This window comes from Volucribacter psittacicida, from assembly GCF_004339025.1.
Lineage (GTDB): Bacteria > Pseudomonadota > Gammaproteobacteria > Enterobacterales > Pasteurellaceae > Volucribacter > Volucribacter psittacicida.
In genome coordinates, this window is record NZ_SMFT01000003.1 from 66,764 (window position 1) to 91,478 (window position 24,715).

A 24,715-nucleotide genomic window follows, 5' to 3' on the forward strand; every position below is an offset into this window, starting at 1 on the left:
ATCTTAATATTGTTAAATTATTCCACCGCATCACTTGATTGATCAACAAACCCCACTGCGGCACCTACTTTATAACGCAAATCCACATAGGCTAATTTTTTATGTTCTGGTACTTCAATTTGCGGATAAATGGTAACAAATCGTTCAATTTTATCATTCCAATCACCACGCCCTAATTTTAATACCACATCATTATCTAAAGTAATTTGCCACGAACCTCGTTCATCTACCCCTACCGCTTTTAATTTTAAATTTCGTGCAGTTAAATGACGATAAATTTTTTGCCAAGCCTCAAGTACCATTTCCGTTTGAAAATCCGCCCCAGATAGCTGAGGTAGATTCGGGTTTTTCAACTTATCAAAGGGTAAACTAAAAACTTCTCCCTGTGGTGAAACAAGCTGCGTATCATTCCAAATTGCCACAGGTTGATATTCCAATACCCAAATACTCAAACGATTTGGCCAAATTTTCCTCACAATCGCCCCTTTGACCCAAGGCAAGGATTCAATTTGTTGGCGTAAGGTTTCCACATCTTGCCCAAAAAAGCCTTTTAATTCGCCCAGTTGCAAAAGGCTATCACGCACATCGGTATAATTGGTAAATTGTGGATTACCTAACAAAGCAAACTGACTAATAGGCTCTTTATCTAATTTCTCTAACCAATTATGCCAATTAGCATAAATAATATAGCCAATAACAACGCATAATAGCACAAATAAGGGCTTAATTAGCACAAAAAATCGGTGCGATTGTTCGCCATATCTTACATTTTGTGGGGTTTTGCGTTTTAGCATATTCATTAAACACTGAGCTCCAAAATTTTTTCCACTAGCTGTTCAAAGCTATATCCTACAGTTTTTGCCGACTTTGGAAACAAGCTATGACTGGTCATTCCCGGTGTGGTATTCACTTCCACCAAACGAAAATTGCCCTGTGCATCACTCATTACATCAATGCGACTCCAACCTCGGCAGCCCACAATATCATAAGCCCGTTTTACCAAGGTTCGGATCTCTTGCTCACGTTCCTCACTTAAACCTGCTGGGCAAAAATATTGGGTATTATCCGACACATATTTTGCCTCATAATCATAAAACTCGCCCTCTGGCACAATTTTAACCGCTGGTAAAACTTCACCGTCAAGCACTGGCACAGAAAACTCATCGCCAGCTAACCATTCTTCAATTAAAACCGTTTCATCAAATTGTAATGCGTATGCCACTGCACCTTGTAATTCATCGACAGTTTTTACTTTGGTTAAGCCCACGCTTGACCCCTCTTGTGAGGGTTTTACCATTAAAGGCAAGCCCAATTTTTTGACCACCGCTTCACAATCAAGTTCAGCAAACTGTGATTTATGCACAATCACCATATCCGCAATAGGTAAACCAAAGGCTTTCCATAACATTTTGGTTCGCATTTTGTCCATCGTTAATGCCGAGGTCATTACCCCACAACCTGTGTAAGGAATAGCTAATTGCTCAAGCAAGCCTTGTAATGAACCGTCTTCGCCACCTCGTCCGTGCAAAATATTAAAGACCCGTTCAATGCCTTGTTCTTTTAGTTTTTCCAACGGAAAATCTTTGGTATCAATGCCTTGCACATCATAGCCCTGCTGGCGTAACGCTGCTAATACCGCTTGTCCTGAGGCTAAGGAAACATCACGTTCTGCTGAATTTCCACCGTATAACACCGCGATTTTTTGTTGTTTTAATGCTTTCATGCTTTTCTCTTAATAACCACAAATAATAAAAAAATTTTTTGATTTTTGACCGCACTTTTTATCGTTGTTTCTATTTAAAATGGAACGATGATAAGGACTTATTGCGTCCATAATTTGACTAAATTGCGTGACAACACACTTACATTGCCTGCACCCTGTGCCAAAATTAAATCGCCATCTTGTATCACTTGATCGATCACGTCCGCTAATTGCTGATGATCTGTGACTAAAATAGGATCGACCTTACCCAAATTACGAATAGAACGGCATAAAGATCGGCTATCAGCACCCGCAATAGGGCTTTCGCCTGCCGCATAAACATCCAGCATAAGTAGCACATCCACTTGTGATAACACTTGCACAAAATCATCAAATAAATCCCTCGTGCGTGAATAACGATGAGGTTGAAAAATCATCACAATACGTTTATTTTGCCAACCTTGGCGTGCTGCTTGAATAGTCACATTCACTTCCGTTGGGTGATGTCCATAGTCGTCCACTAACATCACTTTGCCATTAGGGCGAATAAACTGCCCAAGCTGATCAAAGCGTCTGCCAGCCCCTTGGAAATCCGCAAGGGCGGTCAAAATTGCCGAGGTTTCAATGCCCTCCTCTTTGGCAACCGCTAATGCAGCAGTGGCATTTAAGGCATTATGCTTACCCGGCACATTTAATAAAACAGGGATATGTTCTTGCTGTGGGGTAACCACCGTATAATGCCCTTGAAAGCCCGTTTGTTGATAATCCTCAATACGATAATCCGCCTCGGCACTAAAACCATAGGTAATGACCTGTCTGCCCACTTGCTGCTCTAGCTCCACTAGCACAGGATCATCAGCACATAGCACCGCTAAGCCATAAAAGGGCAAATTATGCAAAAAATTCACATAGGTGCGTTTCATCTCTTCAAAATCGCCGTGGTAAGTATCCATATGATCAGGCTCAATATTGGTTACCACCGACACCATAGGTTGCAAATGTAAAAACGAGGCATCGCTTTCGTCCGCTTCGGCAATTAAATAACGGCTTGCGCCTAAATGTGCGTTAGTGCCAGCAGATTTAACCAGCCCACCATTCACAAAGGTGGGATCTAAACCTGCTTGAGCATAAATCATTGCCACCATTGCAGTGGTGGTGGTTTTACCATGGGTACCTGCAATGGCAATACCATGGCGAAAACGCATAATCTCTGCTAACATTTGGGCACGTTGAATCACAGGGATACGCTTTTCCTTTGCAGTAATGACTTCAATATTGTCCGCTTTAATGGCACTGGATACCACCACCACGCTGGCGTTATCCACATTTTGTCCTTGATGCCCAAAGAAAATTTTTGCCCCCAACGCCATAAGACGTTGAGTAACCGCACTTTCCGCAATATCTGAGCCTGTTACCTGATATCCCTCATTCAATAATACTTCGGCAATACCGCCCATACCTGCACCACCAATGCCGACAAAATGGATTTGTTTTACTCGGCGCATTTCAGGGATCATACAACGAATACGTTGTTGTAATTCTTGTTTTGTTGTCATCTTATCTCTCTATTCCTTTTATTTGCAATTTTGTTTAATTGCTTCTGCCACATCATAGGCTGCTTGTGGTTTTGCTTGCTGTTTCGCTAGCATTGCCATGCTTAATAATTGTTGTCGATCAAACTGTTGCAATAATTGAATTAAACACTCAGGGGTTAAATCCTGTTGTTCTATAATCTTTGCGGCTCCCACATCAGCTAAATAGGTGGCATTATAATATTGTTGCCGATCCTTATGCTGAAAAGGCACAAAAATGGCAGGCACGCCCACCGCCGCAATTTCGCTTACTGTTAATGCCCCTGCACGACAAATCACAATATCCGCCCACGCATAGGCTTCGCCAATATCATCAATAAACTCCGTTAAGGTAACTTGAGCGTCAGCAGGATATAAGGCACGCACCTGCTCCACATTGCCCTTGCCTACTTGATGACGAATATCTAACTTATCGCCAAGCTGTTTCGCAACCTCTGGCAAGGTCAAGTTCAATACTCTCGCCCCTTGACTGCCTCCCACTACAAACACTCGCAAGGCACCACTTCGTTCAGCAAAACGCTGTTCGGGGCTAGCAATCTCAAACAAGGCTTGACGCACAGGATTGCCTACCACTTCCCCTTGTGGAAATGCGCTAGGAAAGGCTTGCAAAACCTTGCGAGCAATTCTGGCTAATAATTTATTGGTAATGCCTGCTACGGCATTTTGCTCATGTAGGATAATGGGAACGCCACATAATTTTGCTGCCACGCCACCTGGGCCTGAAACATAACCGCCCATACCTAATACCGCATTAGGGCGATAATCCTTGATAATCTTTACCGCTTGCCAAATGGCTCGCAATAACATAAAAGGGGCAGCGAATAAAGGTTTAAGCCCACGATCTCGTAAGCCTTCCACTTGAATAAAACGAATAGGAATACCATATTTAGGCACCAAATTCGCCTCCATACGATCAGGCGTACCTAACCAACAAATATCCCAGCCCTGTTGTTGTAACTGTTGAGCAACGGCAATGGCAGGGAAGACGTGTCCACCTGTTCCCCCTGCCATCACTAATAATCTTTTTTGTTCTTTCATTCTAATCATCTCTTAAATAAGCATGTCCACCACGCAATAAGCGATTTTCGTGGTCAATGCGTAATAAAATGGTTACCGCTATCGCCATAATAATTAAACTGGATCCCCCATAGCTCACTAAAGGGAAAGTTAATCCTTTGGTCGGTAACAATCCTAATGCCATACCTAAATTCACAAAGCCTTGAAAGAAAATCCAAAAGCTAATGCCAAAAGCAAAAAAACCATTAAAGCGTTGTTCTAGCTGTAAGGATTCTCGCCCAATTTTCATAGCACGAAACACTAACGCCCCGAGCAACAACACCATAATCACAATGCCTAATAAGCCAAATTCTTCGCCCATTACTGCCATAACGAAGTCCGTATGGGCTTCAGGTAAATATTCTAACTTTTGGATTGAATTGCCCAAGCCTTCTCCCCAAAATTCGCCACGTCCAAATGCCATTAAGGAATTGGATAATTGGAAACCTGAGCCATAGGGATCTTTAAAAGGCTCCATAAACGCCGTTACCCGTTTTAAACGGTAAGCTGAAGATAAAACCAAGACAATAAATAAGAAAACAGCCACGCCAAATAAAGCAATAAACTGCCAAATTTTTGCCCCAACAATAAAGAGTAAGCCAAAGGTAATGACCACCAAAACCACCGCACTACCTAAATCAGGCTGTTGCAATAATAAAGCCCCCAATAATGCCACCACTAAAAAGGGCTTAAAGGCACTTAATTGTTTGCTGCGTACTTCATCATATTTACGCACAAAGTAACTGGATAAGTAACAAGTTAGGGCTAATTTCGCAAATTCTGCTGGCTGAAAGTTAAACACCACTAAGGGAATCCAACGTCTTGCCCCATTCACTTCTCGCCCTATGCCCGGGATCATCACTAACACTAATAAAATGAATGCCATAAAAAAGAGAATAACATGGCTTTGTTCCCAACGTTTCATAGGAATTTGCAAAAAGAAATAGCTGATAAAACCCGCTAGCACAATATACAAGGCATCACGTTTAGCAAAATAAAAGGGATCATCAAACAAGCGTGTGCCTACGGGAATTGAGGCGGAAGTTACCATCACAAAACCAATTAATAACAGGATCATAAATAACCATAACAAGGTGCGATCATATAATGCTCCTGTTGGCGTTATTTGTGTCCAACGCAAATAATCCTGTTTCAAGTTGTGCCAAAATTGCATACTAAATCCCATTATTTCTGGTTATTACCGTAATCTTTCGCAAGTTGAGTAAATACTTCGCCACGTTGCTCAAAATTGGTAAATTGATCCAAACTGGCACAAGCTGGCGATAATAAGACCATATCCCCTGCCACTAATTTGTCCGCCAAGGCGGCAATGGCTTGTGGCATATTGTCAAATAAAGCACTTTGTGGCGACAGGCTCGCCAGCTGTTTGCCATCACGCCCAAAGCAATAACAATGGATATGTGGTTGATTTAATAAGGGTTTTAGCTCAGAAAAATCTGCCCCTTTGCCATCGCCGCCGAGCAATAGATAAAGGTTGCCAGCTACTTGAAGCCCATTTAATGCCGCCACTGTGCTACCCACATTGGTGGCTTTTGAATCGTTGATCCAGCCTACGCCATTGGCATAATGTGCTAATTGAAAACGATGAGGTAAGCCAGTAAATTGTTGAAGTGCGGTTAAAATTGCTTGAGAATTGATTCCCGCCCCCTGTGCCAAAGCAATGGCGGCAAGGATATTGAGGTAATTATGTTGCCCTGTGAGTTTTACTTGTTCCGCCGATAACCAAACCTTATCCCCTTGCATAAATTGCACAGGCTGATGAGGGGTTAAATGATAATCCGCATTTTCTATGCCAAAACTGACCGCACTTTTTGCACTGTCCGCTGGCGGATAGGTTAGGGGATCTTGTTGATTAAATACCGCCCTTTGGCAATGTTGATAAATGCGTAACTTGGCTTGAGCATAATCTGTCATATTGTCGTAACGATCCATATGATCTTCACTGACATTTAATACCGTAGCACTGACCGCTTGTAAACTTGAGGTAGTTTCTAACTGAAAACTAGAGAGTTCTAACACATAAATATCGCAATCTTGTTTGAGCAAGGATAAGGCTGGAATACCGATATTACCGCCCATTCCCACCTTTAAGCCAGCTGATTTTGCCATTTCTGCCACTAAAGTGGTTACCGTACTTTTGCCATTGGAGCCTGTAATGGCAATGATCGGCTTTTGTGCCTCTCGGCAAAATAATTCAATATCGCCCACCACTTCCACGCCAGCTTGAAGTGCGGTCTGAATTTCCGCTGTTTTTAGCGATAATCCTGGGCTAATCACAATCAAATCCGCTTGCAATAACCATTGCTGATTTAAGCCACCTGTGTGTAATGGAATCTGGGGATCAAGTTGTTCCGCCCCTGCTGGGTTAGTCCTTGTATCCATCACCCTTAGATTAGCTTGTTTTGCCAACAAAAAATCCACAACGGATAAGCCTGTTTTGCCTAAGCCGATAATGGCGATATTTTTATTTTGATAATTCATTATTTCTATGTTCTCTATTGATTATTTGTTTTTGGCTCGCTCAATATTTGATTAACGAATTTTTAAGGTAACCAAGCCAATTAGCACTAACATTAAGGAAATAATCCAAAAGCGCACGATCACACGAGGTTCAGGCCAACCTTTCTTTTCATAATGATGATGAATCGGTGCCATCAGGAAAATGCGTTGCTTGTTACGGAGTTTATAAGAACCTACTTGTAAAATCACTGATAGGGCTTCCATAACAAATACCCCGCCCATAATCACTAATAACAATTCTTGGCGTACTAGCACCGCCACCACGCCCAATGCACCACCTAAAGAAAGCGAACCTACATCGCCCATAAACACTTGAGCAGGGTAGGTGTTAAACCATAAAAAGCCCAGTCCTGCACCCACAATCGCAGTACAAAATACCGCCAATTCTGAGCTAAATTTAATATAAGGAATATGCAAATATTCAGCAAAATTCACGTTACCTGTCGCCCAAGCAATCAGGGCAAAGGCACCTGCCACCAATACCGTTGGCATAATGGCAAGTCCGTCCAAGCCATCGGTTAAATTGACTGCATTACTCGTTCCCACAATCACAAAATAGGACAGAACAATATAGAACAAGCCTAGCTGTGGCATTATTTCTTTGAAAAAGGGAACAACCAACCTTGTGGCATCGCTATCTTTGCCAAGGGCATACATAATAAACACCGCCACCAAGGCAATGGCTGATAACCAAAAATATTTCCAACGGGCAATTAAGCCATCGGTATTTTTGCGTACTACTTTGTAATAATCGTCCACAAAGCCCACGATGCCATAACCAAATAAAATAAATAAACTTAACCAAATATAAGGATTGGTTAAATTTGCCCACAATAACACACTAATACCAATGGCGATTAAAATCATAATACCGCCCATTGTAGGTGTGCCTTTTTTGCTTAAATGGCTTTCTGGGCCTTCCGCTCGGATTACTTGCCCAAATTTTAATAACTGTAAACGGCGAATGGTTTTAGGTCCAATCCATAAACAAATTAATAAGGCAGTTAATAAGGCAAGGATTGCTCGCACTGTAATATATGAAATCACATTAAAAAAGCTATGATATTGAACTAAATAGTCCGCAAGCCACACTAACATACAAATTCACCTTCTAATTGTTGGATCAGCTCTTCCATTTTCATACGGCGAGCGCCTTTCGCTAATACTACTACGGGTTGATTTTCGTTTAATTTTTGTTTGATTATTGGGATAAGTTGGGCGATTAACGCTGTTTTCTGCTCAAAATGTTGCCCCGCACAGGCTTGGCTAATTACAGCACTTTGTTCGCCAAAGGAAAAGACCACATCAAGTTTGGCTTGAGCGGCAAAATCGGCCACCTGTTGATGACAAGCTAAACTGCTTTCGCCCAGTTCTGCCATATCGCCCACCAATAAAATGCGATAAGCAGGGTAGGCTTGCAACACCTTAATAGCGGATTGCAATGAATCCACATTGGCATTATAACTATCATCAAGTAACAATAAATTGGCACAAGGCTGGAGCGGATATAACCGTCCTTTTACCCCTTTGACTTGCTCTAATCCTTGTTTAACATCATCTAAACTCGCCCCCACATTCATCGCCAACGCCGTTGCCGCAAGGGCATTGCTGATATTATGCTCGCCGAGGTAAGGCAAATTAACAGCAATATTACCCTGTGGGGTACAAAGGGTAAATTGTGAACCATTGGCTTGTAACTTTATATCTTGGCAAAAATAATCCGCCGCCGAATTTTTTTGTGAAAACGACCGCACTTGGCGGTTTTGTATTTCACTTTGCCATTGAGGGAAATAATGGCAATCAAGGTTAACAATCGCAACGCCTTCAGCGGATAGTCCTCCATAGATTTCCCCTTTGGCTGTGGCAACGCCTGCAAGACTGCCGAAGCCCTCTAAATGAGCGGCGGCAACATTATTGACCAACGCCACATCTGGACGTACCAAATCCACCGTATAAGCAATTTCGCCCAAATGGTTCGCCCCTAATTCAACGACAGCAAATTGATGTTGCTCAGTTAAACGCAATAAAGTCAAAGGCACGCCAATATCATTATTAAAATTCCCTTGAGTAAATAACACTGCCTCTGCATTTTTCGCCGTTTGGCTTAAAATACTGGCGGTCATCTCTTTCACTGTTGTTTTGCCAGAAGATCCTGTGATGGCGACAGTTTTAGGCTTAATTTTTTGCTTTAACCATTTCGCCAATTTTCCCAATGCTAGCCGTGTATCTGCCACCACAATTTGCGTGGCAGTGAGTGCAGGTTGATATTGCTCCACCACCAACGCCACTGCTCCTTGTTGCAAGGCTTGGGGTAAATACTGATGAGCGTCAAAATTCTCGCCCTTTAAAGCAAAAAATACTGCATTATGACAAGGCTTACGGCTATCGGTGCTAACTTGATGAAAACTGACAAGCTCGCCATAATGCTGAGCGGTTAAAATCTCTGCCAGTTGTTGGCTGTTTAATGAAATCATTGTTGTAATAAATCGTTAATTATTGCTTGATCAGAAAAATGGAACTTAGTCTGTCCAATAATCTGATAATCTTCGTGTCCTTTGCCTGCCACTAAAATCACATCATCGGCTTTAGCGTGGCTTATGGCATATTGCAAAGCGAGTTCTCGCCCATGTATCACGGTGGCGTGAAGCGGATCAGCTAATCCCTGTAAAATATCTCGAATAATACGTTCAGGTTGTTCGGTACGAGGATTGTCATCAGTAATTACCACTTGATCCGCATAGCGTTCGGCAATATTCCCCATTAAGGGACGTTTACCTGTATCACGATCGCCGCCGCAACCAAATAGGCACCAAAGCTGCCCTTGGCAATGTCGGCGTGCCGCTTGTAAGGCTTTTTGCAAGGCATCAGGGGTATGGGCATAATCCACTATAACCATAGGTTTATGGGATACGGTCAATATTTCCATTCGCCCACAAACTGGCTTTAATTGCGGTGCGGTCGCCAATAATTTCTCCAGCGGATAACCCAACGCCAGTAAGGTTGCCAAAGCTAATAGCAAATTACTGGCATTAAATTCCGCCACTAAATTCGCCTGTAATTTTCCTTTGCCCCAAGTACTCTCAAATTCAATGGCAAGCCCTTGTGCGTTAAACTCAAGTGCGGTGGCTTTTACAAATTTTTTTTGTTCTATCACATAATCAGAATTAAGGCTCACTGCCACCGCTTGTGGCAATGCGGTCAGCCATTGTTGCCCCACAGGATCATCGGCATTAATAATTAGGTGTGAAACCGATAACTGTTCAAATAAGCGATATTTTGCGGCGGCATAATGCTGCATGGTTTGATGATAATCCAAATGATCTCGGCTTAAATTGGTAAATACCGCTGCGGCAAAATGTAAGGCTTCCACCCGATGTTGTACTAAACCATGAGATGACACTTCAATGGCGGCAAAATCTGCCCCTTGCTGGACAAATTGTGCCAAATTACGCTGGATTTCAAGGGCTGATCCTGTGGTATTAAGGGCTGGTGTTACCTGTCCTAATAATCCATTACCAATCGTTCCCATTACCGCACTAGATTGCCCTAATAAAGCCACCCATTGAGCGAGTAATTGACTGACAGTAGTTTTGCCATTGGTGCCAGTTACTCCCACTAAGCATAGCTGTTTAGAGGGTTCGGCATAAAATAAACCTGCCAAAGCGGAAAGTTGAGAAGATAATTGATAAAACGCCACCACTGGCACATTATCTCGCCAAGTAAGTTGTAAATGCTGTTCCGCACAATCTGCCTCGGCTAAAACACAAACTGCCCCTTGAGCAATGCTTTGTGCAATAAATTGCCGTCCGTCTGTTTGATGCCCTTTTAATGCCACAAAAAGACAGCCCGGCTTTACCGCCCGACTGTCTAATACCATATCCGTAATTTCAATGCTTTTAAGCTGATCTGCAATATCAGCTAGCATTGCCATAAGTCTTTGCATTTCTTCTGCCTTTAATCAGCTTAGTTATTTTTGCTTTCGTTATCACTTTTACTTGTTTGATTTAAGCGTACCGTACGTTTCGCTACCTGTTCCGAAGAAAGATTATCTGGCGCAATATTATTAGCCCGCAAGGTATAGCCCATAATTCTTGAGAACAAAGGGGCAGAGATGGCACCACCATAATATTTACCCGCTTTAGGATCATCAATCATTACCACTAAGGCATAACGAGGATCACTGGCTGGGGCAACGCCTGCGGTATAAGCCAAATATTTATCTACATAACGCCCATTTTCGGTTTTTTTCGCTGTTCCTGTTTTAATGGCAACACGATAACCCTCTACCGCCGCCGCTCGTCCACCACCATCAGGGGCGGCAACAGATTCCATCATTTTTACTACATCTCGAGTAATTTTTTCCGAAAACACACGGTTACCAATAATTGGCGGATCCACTTTGGTAATAGATAAAGGACGAGCAATACCAAAACTGCCTAAGGTGGCATAAGCTCTCGCTAATTGTAATGGCGTAACGGTTAAGCCATAGCCATAAGAAAAAGAGGCACGATCAATATTTGACCAACGCTTACGATTTTTTGGAAAAACGCCACTACTTTCGCCCTCTAAGCCTAAATTCGTCCGTTCGCCAAAGCCCGCATTATTATAAGTTTCAACTAGAGCCGTAGGCGGCATTTTTAACGCCAGTTTACTTACCCCAATATTACTGGAGTTTTTCAAAATACTTTCTAAATCTTGGCTATTACGCTTGGCTACGTCAGTAATGGTCTTGCCGTCCACTTTAAATGGCGTGGTATCAATAATCGTATTTTTATTGGCAACACCACGTTGAAGTGCGGTCAAAACCACAAAAGGTTTTACTGTTGATCCTGGTTCAAAGGTATCGGTAATGGCTCGATTACGGCGAAACTCAGCCTTTGATCCCTCACGATTATTCGGATTATAAGAAGGGGCGTTTGCCATTGCCAAAATCTCGCCTGTGCGAATATCCACTAACACCGCTGTACCAGATTCCGCTTTGTTTTCTGCCACCGCTTTTTTGATTTCTCGATAAACCATTGACTGCAATTTTTCATCAATGCTCAACACCACATCATTGGCATCAAATTTTTTTACATTCTCAATATTTTCAACAATGTTACCGTAACGATCTTTACGGTATGTACGAGATCCCTCTTGCCCTATTAACAACGAATTGAAACTCTTTTCGATCCCCTCAATTCCCTCGCCATCAATATTGGTATAACCAATTAAATGGGCTACTTCCTCAACCCTTGGATAAAAACGGCGAGGTTCTGTTTCAATTTGAATTCCCTTAATTTTTAATTCTCTAACATATTGTGCCACTGTCGGTGATACCTGGCGTGTAAGATAAATAAAACGTGAATTTGGATTACGTTTTACACGTTGGATCAAGGTTTTATAAGGCACATTAATCGCCTCAGCGAGGGCTTGCCAACGTTCTGTTTCCTCTAATGAATTTTTGGCTAAAGCATCTTTAGGATCCACATAAACCGAATACATCGGCACACTGACTGACAATAAATGTCCATTACGATCAAGAATTGAACCTCGAAAGGCAGGAATTTTTTGCGTACGCAAAGAACGCTTATCTGCTTCGCTCATTAATTGTTCAGCATCAATCACTTGTACATAAGCAGCTCGGGTAATTAAAGACAACAAACAAACCACAATACACGCCAATGCCCAACGATAGCGACCTTTCATAAAACTTGTATCATAACTTGGTTTCGCTTTATTGGGTTTCGCACCGCTATGATTAGTCTTCTTAGCAGGGCGGTTTAATTTAGGTTTTTTTATTGATGCATTAAACTTAACCATTCTCTACCTATTCAACAATTAAAACTTCTTGATTATGTGCAACAGGTTTCATACCTAATTTGGCAGCAATCGCTTCAATGCGTGTGCTATCTCCTTGTGTGGTTTCCTCTAATTTTAAATTTAAATAATCGGTTTCTAGCATTTGATGAGCAACCACTAACTCCCCTTTTTCTGATACAAGCTGTCTAGTTTTATGGGTAAGCCAAATGGTTGCAATCATCGTTACCACTAATAAAATTAATAAGCACAATGCCAACTTATTAGAAGAAAATAAATCTTCTACCACTAAATGACGTAACGGATAGCGTTCTTCACTATTAAACATTAGGCAAGTTTCTCCGCAACTCTCAATACCGCACTGCGTGAACGAGGGTTATATTCAATTTCTTGTTCACTCGGCATAATGGCTTTACCAATTAATTTTAATGATTGATGACGCTGAATTTGATCTTCACGCAAAGGTAACCCCTTTGGCAAAGCCTCGCCTTTACTTTTTTTCCGCATAAAATGTTTTACCATGCGATCTTCTAAAGAATGAAAACTGATAATTGCCAAGCGTCCTTGTGGCGCCAATACCGATAAAGCGGCTTCCAACACCTTTTCTAATTCCTCTAATTCCGCATTAATAAAGATCCGAATAGCTTGAAAACTACGAGTCGCAGGATGTTTATGCTTATCTTTAAAAGGAACAAGATCAGCGATTAAATTCGCTAATTGCAAGGTTCTTGTTAAACCCTGTTCGCCATTTTGTTTTGCTTGCTGATTATAATGCACAATGCCCTGAGCGATTTTTCTGGCAAAACGTTCTTCGCCAAAAGTTTTTAAAACCCAAGTTAAATCTTCCACGCTTACTTGCTTTAACCATTCCATTGCCGATATGCCCTGACTGGTATCCATACGCATATCCAATGGACCATCTTTCATAAAGCTAAAACCACGTTCCGCTTCATCTAATTGTGGCGAAGATACCCCAAGATCCAACAAAATACCGTCGATTTTCCCTACTAAATTTTGTTGTTCGCACACTTCTCGCAAAGCAGAAAAACCACTATGTACAATACTAAATCTTGGATCTTGAATTTTCTTGGCTTCCTCTATGGCACGAGGATCACGATCGATGGCAATTAAACGCCCCGCCTCAGATAAACGGGATAAAATTAAACGAGAATGCCCTCCTCGCCCAAAAGTACCGTCAATATAAATCCCCTTTTCTTGTAACGCCAACCCCTGCACAGCCTCTTCTAACAAAACTGTAATATGTTCAGGTTGTACGAAAGATAAGGTATTCTTTGCCATAGCTGATAATCTACTGATAACTCTTTATTAAATGGATAAGATAAGGCGGTGTAACCACCGCTTATCTTTGCTAGTGCGTTGCCTTTTGGTAGATTTTTCTCTTTGATATTATAAAGACAACGTTTTTAATTCTTCGGATAATGCAAACTGATCGCTCATACCTAATTGCATATCTTTTTCAATTTGAGCTTGCCATTCTAACTCGCTCCAAATCTCAAATTTATTTAATTGCCCAACCAGCATAATACTTTTTTCCAGTTTTACACGCTGACGCAATGGCGCACTAAGTAAGATTCGTCCAGCACTATCTAATTCACATTCGGTGGCATGTCCTAGCATAACACGTTGTATGCTACGTTCTGTCGGATTAAAATTGGATAACGCCAATAATTTCTTTTCAACATCAAGCCACTCATTTAAAGGATAAAGCAATAAACAAGGCTGACGAATATCAAGCGTACAAATCATTTGCCCCTGATGTTGTTCCAAGATCTCGGCACGATAACGAGTAGGAATAGCCAAGCGGCCTTTCCCATCTAAATTAATCGCCGAGGCACCACGGAACATAAGTTAATCACCTTAATATCGGAAATTATTGTTTTTTCTTCGTTGTTTTTGGTCAAAAACTCCAAAAAACACCACAAAATACCACTTTTTACCACCGTTACTAAGTTTATTATTAGTTAAACCCGCTTGCAAGCAATTTATCCGTTTTCACTCGATAAATTTATTGAAAAAAGAGAGGATCCCTATCATAAATTTTATTAAGCAAAAAATTTTCTCAAAAATGACCGCACTTTTTATGCTAAGCTATTCCGTATTTATCAACTAATATCTATACCAAAATAATCAATGAAAACAGCATTAGTGTTAGAGGGCGGTGCGATGCGGGGAATGTTTACCGCAGGGGTACTAGACGTATTACTTGAACAAAATATTCATATTGATGGTATTGTTAGCGTATCAGCTGGCGCATTATTCGGCGTAAATTATCCATCTAAACAAAAAGGGCGAGTATTGCGTTATAACCTAAAATGCCTAGGTAATAAGCAATATATGGGCTTATATAGTTGGCTTACCACAGGTAATATTGTCAATAAAGATTTTGCATTCTATCAAGTGCCTTATCATATTGATCCCTTTGATCAACAAACTTTTGCACAATCTGGTATTGATTTTTATGTTACCTTAACCAACATTGAAACAGGCAAGGCGGAATATGTAAAAATTCAGGATGTGTTTCAACAAATGGAAGTCTTTCGTGCTACTTCGGCTATGCCATTAGTCTCTAAGATCGTTGAACTTAATGGCAAAAAATATTTAGACGGCGGTATCAGCGACAGTATTCCTTTACAATATTGTCAATCTCTCGGCTATGACAAAATTATTGTGGTACTAACCCGCCCTTTAGATTATCGTAAAAGCCCTATGAACACTTTGCCATTTAAACTTGTCTATAAAAATTATCCTAATTTGATTACTGCACTAGCCCAACGTCATCAAGCCTACAATCAAACCGTAGAAAAAATTATCCAATTACATCAACAAAAACATATCTTTGTGATACGTCCCTCACAACACTTGGCAATCAAACGTATCGAAACCAATCACAATAAAATCAAAGCGATGTATGAATTAGGTGTACAAGATGCGAAACAGAGTTTGAGTGGGTTGAGGGAATATATTTATACGAGTTGATCTACTATCTGATCTTTTATAGTGCAAAGGATTTTTAAATAAAAAAGTTGCTAACAATTTAAGAAACAATTATTAGCAACAGTTTGTTTATTAGATTAATTACTCAATTTCCCCACAAAAACGATAGCCTTCACCGTGAATTGTCGCAATAATTTCTGGTGTGTCAGGATGATCTTCAAAATGTTTACGAATACGGCGGATTGTTACATCAACCGTGCGATCATGAGGTTTTAATTCTCTCCCAGTCATTTTTTTCAATAATCCTTCTCGAGTTTGGATTTTTCCCGGGTTTTGACAAAAATGTAACATAGCACGGAATTCACTACGAGGGAGTTTATGTGGTTCACCTTCAGGCGTGATAAGAGAACGGCTATCAATATCTAAAGTCCAACCATTAAAACGATATTGATTAACCGATTCCTTATGTTCTTTCTGTTTTTCATTCATTGTACGCTGTAATAGGTTGCGGGCTCGAATTGTTAATTCTCTAGGGTTGAACGGCTTTGTAATATAATCATCAGCCCCAATTTCTAAACCGAGAATTTTATCTACCTCATTATCTCTACCCGTTAAAAACATTAAGGCAATATCAGCATTTTCTCTAAGTTCTCTTGCTAACATTAGACCATTTTTACCTGGTAGATTAATATCCATAATCACAAGATTAATCATTTCACTTGCGAGAATTTTATGCATTTGAGAGCCATCAGAAGCCTGATAAACTTCATAGCCTTCAGCTTCAAAAATACTTTTTAAGGTATTACGCGTTACCGCCTCGTCCTCAACAATGAGAATTTTCGGAGTCGTCATATGATTTCCTATTGTAAATTTTATTTTCCAGTCTTAGTGAAATTGTATTATTGTCATTTCTCAATCACAATCAAAAAATGTTAAATTTGTTACGTTAATCTTAATTTTCATGATCTTTATCATAAAAAAGTAGATTAACCATGTTCTCTCGTTTTAAAGAAAGTTACATCAGGATAGCGTTCTTGTGCTAAATTAAGATTAACCATTGTCGGGGCAATATAAGTCAGATTATCGCCACCATCAAGGGCAAGATTTTGTTCATTTTTACGTTTAAATTCTTCAAATTTTTTGTTATCTGAACATTCTACCCAGCGTGCAGTTGCCACATTAACCGTTTCATAAATTGCTTCTACGTTATATTCACTTTTTAAGCGAGAAACCACAACATCAAACTGTAACACACCAACCGCCCCAACAATAAGATCATTGTTAGTTAATGGACGGAAAACCTGTACTGCCCCTTCTTCTGATAATTGAACTAATCCTTTAAGTAATTGTTTTTGCTTAAGAGGATCTTTCAGGCGAATACGTCTAAATAATTCAGGCGCAAAGTTAGGAATGCCCGTAAATTTCAACTCTTCGCCTTGGCTGAAGGTATCGCCAATTTGTATCGTACCATGATTATGTAAACCAATAATATCGCCTGCATAGGCTTCTTCCGCATGGCTACGATCTCCAGCCATAAAAGTTAAAGCATCAGAAATAACCACATCTTTACCGATTCTAACATGGCGTAATTTCATACCTTTTTCATATTTACCTGAAACAATGCGTAAAAAAGCGACACGATCTCGATGTTTAGGATCCATATTTGCTTGAATTTTAAATACAAAGCCAGTAAATTTTTCCTCAGTCGCTTCTACTTGTCTATTGGTTGCTTGACGAGCTTGTGGTGCAGGTGCCCATTGAGTTAAACCATCTAACATATGATCAACGCCAAAATTACCTAATGCCGTACCAAAGAAAACGGGCGTAAGTTCACCAGATAAAAATCCCTCTAGTTCAAAAGGATTAGAAGCCCCTTGCACCAGTTCTAATTCATCACGTAATTGTTGAGCAAGATCTTCACCAACAGCCAGATCTAAATCAGGATTATTTAATCCCTTGATTATCTTAACATCTTGAATAGTATGACCTTGTCCTGTTTGATATAAATAGGTTTCATCTTTATATAAATGATAAACGCCCTTAAAAAGTTTTCCACAGCCAATCGGCCAAGTAATAGGTGCACAATGAATTTTTAATACGCTTTCAACTTCATCGAGTAATTCCATAGGATCACGAATATCACGATCAAGTTTATTCATAAAAGTAAGGATAGGCGTATCTCGTAAACGCGTTACCTCCATCAATTTAATGGTACGCTCTTCAACCCCTTTGGCACTATCAATAACCATTAAACAACTATCTATTGCAGTCAGTGTTCGATAGGTATCTTCTGAAAAGTCTTCGTGTCCTGGGGTATCCAATAAGTTCACTAAGCAATCATTATAGGGGAACTGCATTACAGAGGTGGTAATAGAAATACCCCGTTGTTTTTCCATTTCCATCCAGTCTGATTTGGCATGTTGAGCAGAACCTTTACCCTTAACAGAACCTGCTTTTTGAATTGCATTACCATAAAGTAAGACTTTTTCAGTAATGGTGGTTTTCCCCGCATCGGGGTGAGAGATTATTGCGAAAGTTCGGCGTTTATTAACTTGTTGTGGATATGACATATTATAAAAATCAATGTAAATGAAACAAAAATAAGTGGCTAATTATGCCATAAATTCGCTGGGGGATGAAATGGGAGAGGGATATTTGGTATGAAAAAATAAAAAGTGCGGTTAGTTTTAAAATTGTTTTTTTCTATGTAAAAAGAAATAACCCTATGATTATCATAGGGTTATTATATTAATAATAATTTAGAGCTGATTACTTATGGTTATGCACTAAAGCCACTAAATCTAATACTTTGTTTGAGTAACCTGTTTCGTTATCGTACCAAGAAACTAATTTTACAAAAGTATCAGTTAATGCAATACCTGCTGCCGCATCAAAGACAGAAGTTAATGCACAGCCATTGAAGTCTGTAGAAACAACGGCATCTTCAGTGTAACCTAACACACCTTTCATTTCATTTTCAGAAGCACGTTTGATTTCTGCGCAGATTTCTTCATAGCTTGCTGGTTTTTCTAAGTTTACAGTTAAATCAACAACTGAAACGTTTGCGGTAGGAACACGGAATGCCATACCCGTTAATTTACCATTTAATGCAGGTAATACTTTACCTACTGCTTTAGCTGCACCGGTTGAAGATGGGATAATGTTTTGTGATGCACCACGACCACCACGCCAGTCTTTCGCTGATGGGCCATCAACAGTTTTTTGGGTTGCTGTGGTTGCGTGAACAGTAGTCATTAAGCCATCTTTGATACCAAATTTCTCGTGGATAACTTTCGCTAATGGTGCTAAGCAGTTAGTTGTACAAGAAGCGTTTGATACGATATCTTGTCCTGCGTATTGATCGAAGTTTACTCCATTTACGAACATTGGTGTGTTGTCTTTAGATGGACCAGTTAATACGACTTTTTTCGCACCCGCAGTGATGTGTTTACGTGCAGTTTCATCCGTTAAGAAGATACCAGTTGCTTCAACGGCGACATCAACACCAATTTCGTTCCATTTTAAGTTAGCTGGATCTTTTTCAGAAGTCACACGGATTTCTTTGCCGTTTACAACTAATTTACCGTCTTTAACTTCAACAGTACCATCGAAACGACCGTGAGTTGAATCGTATTTTAACATATACGCCATATATTCAACATCGATTAAGTCGTTGATACCGACTACTTCAATATCATCACGTTGTTGAGCTGCACGGAATACGATACGACCGATACGACCGAAGCCGTTAATACCAATTTTAATTGCCATAAGATTTTCACCTTTTTAGTTAGTTTTAAAGTTAAACGAAATTTCTGCCCTATATATTAATTTATTCAATAAAATTAATCCAGCTTTATTGTTTTAACTGTTGATAGCATAATCTTTTATCTATTTTGTTTTGCTAAAGATAGCGATTATATTTAGGTTGTACTTTGATATAAGACAAAAAGCGATAAGGTTTGTTCTTGTTTTATTGGTTTGATTGATGATTATTTATACACAGATAAAATAAAAACTCTATTGATGAGGTTATTGGTTTATTTTTAATCAATGCTTAAGTAAGTATTTTTTTCAGTTATCATAATAGCGGAGAATAAATCCGATCTTTCCACTTTACTTTTACTAGCGAAATAGATTAAAATTGCGACCTTTATTGAATAAGGTTGCCAGATTAGGTGACTGATGTAAATTGAATAGTAATTTTCTATTAATTGAGGTGAATGGCACATGCCGGTAATTAAAGTACGTGAAAACGAATCATTTGACGTTGCATTACGTCGTTTTAAACGCTCATGCGAAAAAGCAGGTATCTTAGCTGAAGTGCGTAGTCGTGAGTTTTATGAAAAACCAACGACTATTCGTAAACGTGAAAAAGCATCTCGTGCGAAACGTCATGCTAAACGTGTAGCTCGTGAGAACGCACGCAATACTCGTCTATATTAATTCATCGCATTTCTTAATTCTTTAGAAAAACCGTGAGACCTTGTAGGGATCGCGGTTTTGTTGTCCTCACTACAAATCTATTGGCTGTTACGAGGGTACAAGGTGAAAGGTCAAATTCCACGTATATTTATTGACGAATTATTAGCAAAGGTTGATATTGTTGATATTGTTAATAGTCGTGTTAAGTTAAAAAAAGCGGGACGTGATTATCAGGCTTGTTGTCCTTTTCATCATGAGAAAACACCTTCTTTCACTGTTAGCGAAAAAAAACAGTTCTATCACTGTTTTGGTTGCGGTGCACATGGTAATGCGATTACCTTTTTAATGGAATATGACAAATTAGAATTTGTTGAAGCTATTGAAGAGCTTGCTGCTTTTCTTGGGCTAGAAGTACCTTATGAACAGCGTAATCCGTCAGCAAAACCACAAATTAATTATCAAACCAAGCGTAATTTGCATGAGTTAATGCAAGAAATTACGCATTTTTATCAGCAACAACTTGAAAATCATTTATCGGCTCAGCATTATTTGCAACAGAGAGGGCTTTCTGCGGAAATAATTGAACGTTTTCAAATTGGTTTTGCTCCTGATGGAATGAATAATATATTGCAACGTTTTGCAAAAAATAGACAAGAGCAGAATCTGTTGTTTGATATTGGTATGCTTTCTCGTAATGAAAAAGGGAATGTTTATGATCGTTTTCGCCATCGTATTATGTTTCCTATTCGAGATCGGCGAGGGCGGAATATTGCCTTTGGTGGGCGGGTAATTACTGATGCAAAACCGAAATATTTAAACTCACCAGAAACGGTACTTTATCATAAAGGTAATGAGTTATACGGTTTATATGAAGCCTTGCAAATTAATGATAGCCCTGATTTTTTATTGGTGGTCGAGGGCTATATGGACGTGGTGGCGTTAGCACAGTTTGGGGTGGATTATGCTGTGGCAGCGTTAGGAACCGCTACAACGCCAGAACAAATTCAGCTTATTTTTCGTGCGACAGAACAAGTGATTTGTTGCTATGATGGGGATAGAGCTGGACGTGATGCGGCTTGGCGAGCGCTAAATAATGCCTTGCCTTATTTATATGATGGGCGACAGTTAAAATTTGTCTTTTTACCTGATGGCGAAGATCCTGATTCTTTTATACGTCAACATGGTAAACAAATTTTTGAGCAGCATTTAGCACAAGCACAATCTTTAACGGATTTTATGTTTGCACATTTGATGGCACAAGTGGATCTTGCGAGTCAAGAAGGGAGAAGTAAACTTGCTGCTTTGGCGATCCCTTTAATTAAACAAATACCAGGAGAAATGTTACGCTTATATTTGCGTAATAGCTTAGCACAAAAGCTGGGGATTCTTGATGAAAAGCAATTAGAAAAATTACTTCCTATTCAAACTAATAGCCATCAAAGTGCGGTAGATAATCAGCCTAAATTAAAACATACGCCAATGCGGATTTTAATTGCTTTATTATTGCAAAATCCACAATTAGTGAATTTAATTACTATGGATTTATCGCCATTAAAGCAACTTAATGAAGCAGGTTTTGATCTCTTTTATGATTTAGTTGAACAATGCCGTCGCCGACCTGATAGTAAAGTAGGACATCTATTAGAGCACTGGCGAGATACGGAACATTTTAAACCCCTTGAAATCTTATCAAGCTGGAACCATTTGATAAAAGATGACAAAATTGAAGCTACTTTTATTGATACATTACTTTTTTTATATGAACAATGGGCAGAACAACGAATGAATGTGCTTATTGCCAAAGATCGTAGTGATAGCTTAACAATGGAAGAAAAACTTGAGTTTGCTCAGTTATTAAATACTCACAAAAAGAAGGCGCTAGAGAATAGCCACGAACAATGATAAGATAGCGCATTAGCTGTCTTTTATGATTAATTAACCAATGCGGATAGAAAATATGGAGCAAAATCCACAATCACAATTAAAATTGTTAATCGCCCAAGGAAAAGAACAAGGGTATTTAACATACGCAGAAGTGAATGATGCACTACCTGAAGAGTTAGTGGATACCGATCAAATTGATGATATTATCCAAATGATCAATGATATGGGTATTCAAGTCTTAGAAGTTGCCCCAGATGCCGATGATCTTATGCTTAATGAAAGCATTGCAGATGAAGATGCGGTGGAAGAAGCGACACAAGTGTTGTCTAGCGTTGAAGCTGAATTGGGTAGAACGACCGATCCTGTGCGTATGTATATGCGTGAAATGGGAAGCGTTGAATTGCTTACTCGTGAAGGCGAAATTGACATTGCTAAACGCATTGAAGACGGGATTAATGAAGTACAATGTGCGGTAGCTGAATATCCTGAAGCCATTACCTATCTCTTAGATCAATATCAATTAGTTGAAGAAGGTACCGTTCGTTTATCAGATTTAATCACAGGCTTTGTGGATCCTAATGTGATGTCTGAAGAACAAATTGATGATGAACAATTATCAGATTTAGATGATGAAGATGAAGAGAGTAATGTGGATTCATCGGATTTAGATGATGACGAAGAAGATGAAGAAAGCGAATCCTCAAATTCTGATGATGGTGACAGCGACAATAGCATTGATCCAGAAGTGGCTCGTGAAAAGTTCACAGCATTAAAATTACAACATAGCAAGACCCTAGAAGTCATTCAAGCTCACGGACGAACTCATAAAAAAGCTAAAGAACAAATTGTTTTATTATCTGACATATTCCAACAATTCCGTCTTGTACCGAAACAATTTGATACGTTAGTTATCTCTATGCGAAATATGATGAAGCAAGTGCGTGTACAAGAACGTGGTATTCAGCGTTATGCAGTTGAATTTGCAAAAGCACCAAAAGGTACTTTCCAAAAAGCCTTTATTGGTAACGAAACTAATGAAGAATGGCTAGATAAACTTCTTTCCGCTGGCAAACCTTGGTCAGAAAAATTGGCGAATTATGAAAACGAGATTCGTCAGGCAATTATGGCATTAAAAGCGATTGAAGCGGAAAGCAATTTAACCATTAAACAAATTCGTGATATCGGTGAACGAATCGCACAAGGTGAATTAAAAGCTCGCCGGGCGAAAAAAGAAATGGTAGAAGCAAACTTACGTTTGGTTATTTCTATTGCTAAAAAATATACTAATCGTGGTTTACAATTCCTTGATTTAATTCAAGAAGGTAATATCGGGTTAATGAAAGCTGTCGATAAATTTGAATATCGTCGAGGATATAAATTCTCTACTTATGCGACTTGGTGGATTCGTCAGGCAATAACACGTTCTATTGCGGATCAAGCAAGAACAATTCGAATCCCGGTACATATGATTGAAACCATTAACAAATTAAACCGTATTTCTCGTCAAATGCTACAAGAAATGGGACGAGAAGCCTCGCCAGAAGAATTGGCTGAACGCATGGGAATGCCTGAAGATAAAATTCGTAAGGTGCTAAAAATTGCGAAAGAGCCGATTTCAATGGAAACACCTGTAGGCGATGATGACGATTCACATTTAGGTGATTTTATCGAGGATAATACCCTAGAACTCCCATTAGATTCAGCAACAGCACAAAGTTTACGTGCCGCTACTCACGAAGTGTTAGAGGGATTAACACCAAGAGAAGCGAAGGTTTTACGTATGCGTTTTGGTATTGATATGAATACCGACCATACCTTGGAAGAAGTTGGTAAGCAATTTGATGTGACGCGCGAACGTATTCGTCAAATTGAAGCTAAAGCCTTACGCAAATTACGTCATCCAAGTCGTTCGGAAACGTTAAGAAGTTTCTTGGATGAATAAGATGAGGGGAAATTAATAGTAAAAAGATCAGCGTTAAGCTGATCTTTTTTATGTATTTATTAATCATACAGTTATTCAGCTGTAATTACTACCCTACGGTTTGGTGCTAAACAATTTTTCAATTCTTTCCCTGTTTCCCCCTCACAAGACTTAACTTGTTCAGACTTACCATAACCTATACTAGAAATTTTATTGGAAGAAATCCCTAATGTGACTAAATATTGTTTTACAGCTTCTGCTCGTTGTTGAGAAAGAGCTAAATTATAACTCTCTGATCCTAATCGATCAGTATAACCTGCCACTCGAATATGATTAACTTTTTGAGCTTTTAGTTTTTCTGCGACTTGCGCCAAGTGTTCACGTCCTTTTGGACTTAATTGTGTAGCATTAAAATCAAATAAAAAATCACCTGAAAACTCATAACGGTTAGCACAATTCTCGGGGTACCATAATAAAGACTGTGCATTCATTTGTTTATCAAATAACACTTTAAACTGACAAATTTTGTGTTGACCATTTTCACGGAAATTAAATACGTAATCCCATTCTCTTACGCCAAATAATCCTTCATTGAAATGAGGACGACCAATTAAATTATAAATTTGATCTTTATTCATACCAGATTCAATAAGATTAACATTATCCCAGTTTGGCCAAGAGCCATATTGACTACCATCATGGTTAAATTGACTATTTTCAATTTTAGGCCATACTGGATTTTCCGTTGTTCCTTGTTCTGTTACTTCACTTAAGTTACCACACCCTATAACACTTGTTGCTATCAGAGATGTTAAAAAAAGTCGTTTAATATCCATTTTT

At 39.5% G+C, this 24,715-nt stretch carries 21 protein-coding genes; 4 read left to right on the top strand and 17 right to left on the bottom strand.

The annotated features are described in order from the left end of the window. Positions 1-17: 17 nt before the first annotated feature. The 13 genes from EV694_RS07120 to mraZ form a co-directional block, all read right to left on the bottom strand. The gene (locus EV694_RS07120) at positions 18-800 is read right to left on the bottom strand and encodes a cell division protein FtsQ/DivIB (protein ID WP_132690985.1); all 783 of its coding nucleotides are present in this window, start codon (positions 798-800) and stop codon (positions 18-20) included. Next, positions 800-1,723, bottom strand: coding sequence for a D-alanine--D-alanine ligase (locus EV694_RS07125; protein WP_132690987.1), 924 nt, complete (start codon positions 1,721-1,723; stop codon positions 800-802). The genes EV694_RS07120 and EV694_RS07125 overlap by 1 nt, the downstream gene beginning before the upstream one ends. A gap of 98 nt (positions 1,724-1,821) precedes the next feature. After that, positions 1,822-3,258, bottom strand: a complete 1,437-nt coding sequence (gene murC, locus EV694_RS07130) for a UDP-N-acetylmuramate--L-alanine ligase (protein WP_132690989.1) — start codon at positions 3,256-3,258, stop codon at positions 1,822-1,824. 18 nt (positions 3,259-3,276) lie between these two features. Next, entirely contained in the window at positions 3,277-4,332 is a 1,056-nt protein-coding gene (gene murG, locus EV694_RS07135) for an undecaprenyldiphospho-muramoylpentapeptide beta-N-acetylglucosaminyltransferase (RefSeq protein WP_132690991.1), read from the bottom strand. A 1-nt stretch (position 4,333) separates the two neighbouring features. After that, positions 4,334-5,524 (bottom strand): putative lipid II flippase FtsW, encoded by a 1,191-nt coding sequence (gene ftsW, locus EV694_RS07140; protein WP_132690993.1) that lies wholly within the window; start codon positions 5,522-5,524, stop codon positions 4,334-4,336. Positions 5,525-5,535: 11 nt separating this feature from the next. Then, positions 5,536-6,852 carry a UDP-N-acetylmuramoyl-L-alanine--D-glutamate ligase gene (gene murD, locus EV694_RS07145; protein ID WP_132690995.1) on the bottom strand — a complete coding sequence of 439 codons (1,317 nt, stop codon included), beginning with the start codon at positions 6,850-6,852 and terminating at the stop codon, positions 5,536-5,538. 51 nt (positions 6,853-6,903) lie between these two features. Then, entirely contained in the window at positions 6,904-7,989 is a 1,086-nt protein-coding gene (gene mraY / locus EV694_RS07150) for a phospho-N-acetylmuramoyl-pentapeptide-transferase (protein ID WP_132690997.1), read from the bottom strand. Beyond that, a complete protein-coding gene (gene murF, locus EV694_RS07155) occupies positions 7,983-9,365 on the bottom strand; it encodes a UDP-N-acetylmuramoyl-tripeptide--D-alanyl-D-alanine ligase (protein WP_132690999.1) in 1,383 nt (460 codons plus the stop codon). Before murF ends, mraY begins: the two co-directional genes overlap by 7 nt. Continuing rightward, positions 9,362-10,834: a UDP-N-acetylmuramoyl-L-alanyl-D-glutamate--2,6-diaminopimelate ligase gene (murE, locus tag EV694_RS07160; protein ID WP_132691001.1), complete on the bottom strand. Its 1,473-nt coding sequence runs from the start codon at positions 10,832-10,834 to the stop codon at positions 9,362-9,364. The genes murF and murE overlap by 4 nt, the downstream gene beginning before the upstream one ends. A 20-nt stretch (positions 10,835-10,854) precedes the next feature. Beyond that, positions 10,855-12,693: a peptidoglycan glycosyltransferase FtsI gene (ftsI, locus tag EV694_RS07165; protein WP_132691003.1), complete on the bottom strand. Its 1,839-nt coding sequence runs from the start codon at positions 12,691-12,693 to the stop codon at positions 10,855-10,857. Positions 12,694-12,700: 7 nt separating this feature from the next. Next, entirely contained in the window at positions 12,701-13,018 is a 318-nt protein-coding gene (ftsL, locus tag EV694_RS07170) for a cell division protein FtsL (protein ID WP_132691005.1), read from the bottom strand. Next, positions 13,018-13,989 (bottom strand): 16S rRNA (cytosine(1402)-N(4))-methyltransferase RsmH, encoded by a 972-nt coding sequence (rsmH, locus tag EV694_RS07175; protein WP_132691007.1) that lies wholly within the window; start codon positions 13,987-13,989, stop codon positions 13,018-13,020. Before rsmH ends, ftsL begins: the two co-directional genes overlap by 1 nt. A 108-nt stretch (positions 13,990-14,097) precedes the next feature. Further along, on the bottom strand, positions 14,098-14,556 hold the full coding sequence (gene mraZ / locus EV694_RS07180) for a division/cell wall cluster transcriptional repressor MraZ (RefSeq protein ID WP_132691009.1): 459 nt from the start codon (positions 14,554-14,556) through the stop codon (positions 14,098-14,100). Positions 14,557-14,841: 285 nt separating this feature from the next. Between mraZ and EV694_RS07185 the strand changes: the two genes are divergently transcribed. Then, a complete protein-coding gene (locus tag EV694_RS07185) occupies positions 14,842-15,687 on the top strand; it encodes a patatin-like phospholipase family protein (protein WP_132691011.1) in 846 nt (281 codons plus the stop codon). A 99-nt stretch (positions 15,688-15,786) separates the two neighbouring features. Here EV694_RS07185 and arcA read toward each other — a convergent pair whose 3' ends face one another. The 3 genes from arcA to gap all read right to left on the bottom strand — a co-directional run bounded on the left by arcA (position 15,787) and on the right by gap (position 19,416). Further along, entirely contained in the window at positions 15,787-16,497 is a 711-nt protein-coding gene (gene arcA / locus EV694_RS07190; protein WP_132691013.1) for a two-component system response regulator ArcA, read from the bottom strand. Positions 16,498-16,631: 134 nt separating this feature from the next. Beyond that, positions 16,632-18,215: a peptide chain release factor 3 gene (prfC, locus tag EV694_RS07195; RefSeq protein ID WP_132691015.1), complete on the bottom strand. Its 1,584-nt coding sequence runs from the start codon at positions 18,213-18,215 to the stop codon at positions 16,632-16,634. A gap of 199 nt (positions 18,216-18,414) precedes the next feature. Continuing rightward, positions 18,415-19,416, bottom strand: coding sequence for a type I glyceraldehyde-3-phosphate dehydrogenase (gene gap, locus EV694_RS07200; RefSeq protein ID WP_132691017.1), 1,002 nt, complete (start codon positions 19,414-19,416; stop codon positions 18,415-18,417). A 459-nt stretch (positions 19,417-19,875) separates the two neighbouring features. Here gap and rpsU point away from each other — a divergent pair, with 459 nt between their 5' ends. From rpsU to rpoD, 3 genes are all read left to right on the top strand, one after another. Continuing rightward, a complete protein-coding gene (gene rpsU, locus EV694_RS07205; RefSeq protein ID WP_132691019.1) occupies positions 19,876-20,091 on the top strand; it encodes a 30S ribosomal protein S21 in 216 nt (71 codons plus the stop codon). Between the two features lie 102 nt (positions 20,092-20,193). Next, positions 20,194-21,972 (top strand): DNA primase, encoded by a 1,779-nt coding sequence (gene dnaG, locus EV694_RS07210; protein WP_132691021.1) that lies wholly within the window; start codon positions 20,194-20,196, stop codon positions 21,970-21,972. 55 nt (positions 21,973-22,027) lie between these two features. Beyond that, entirely contained in the window at positions 22,028-23,896 is a 1,869-nt protein-coding gene (rpoD, locus tag EV694_RS07215) for an RNA polymerase sigma factor RpoD (protein ID WP_132691023.1), read from the top strand. A gap of 71 nt (positions 23,897-23,967) precedes the next feature. Here the strand turns inward: rpoD and EV694_RS07220 are convergent, their stop codons facing one another. Next, complete coding sequence (locus EV694_RS07220; RefSeq protein WP_132691026.1) at positions 23,968-24,711, bottom strand: OmpA family protein; 744 nt, start codon at positions 24,709-24,711, stop codon at positions 23,968-23,970. Positions 24,712-24,715: the final 4 nt, after the last annotated feature.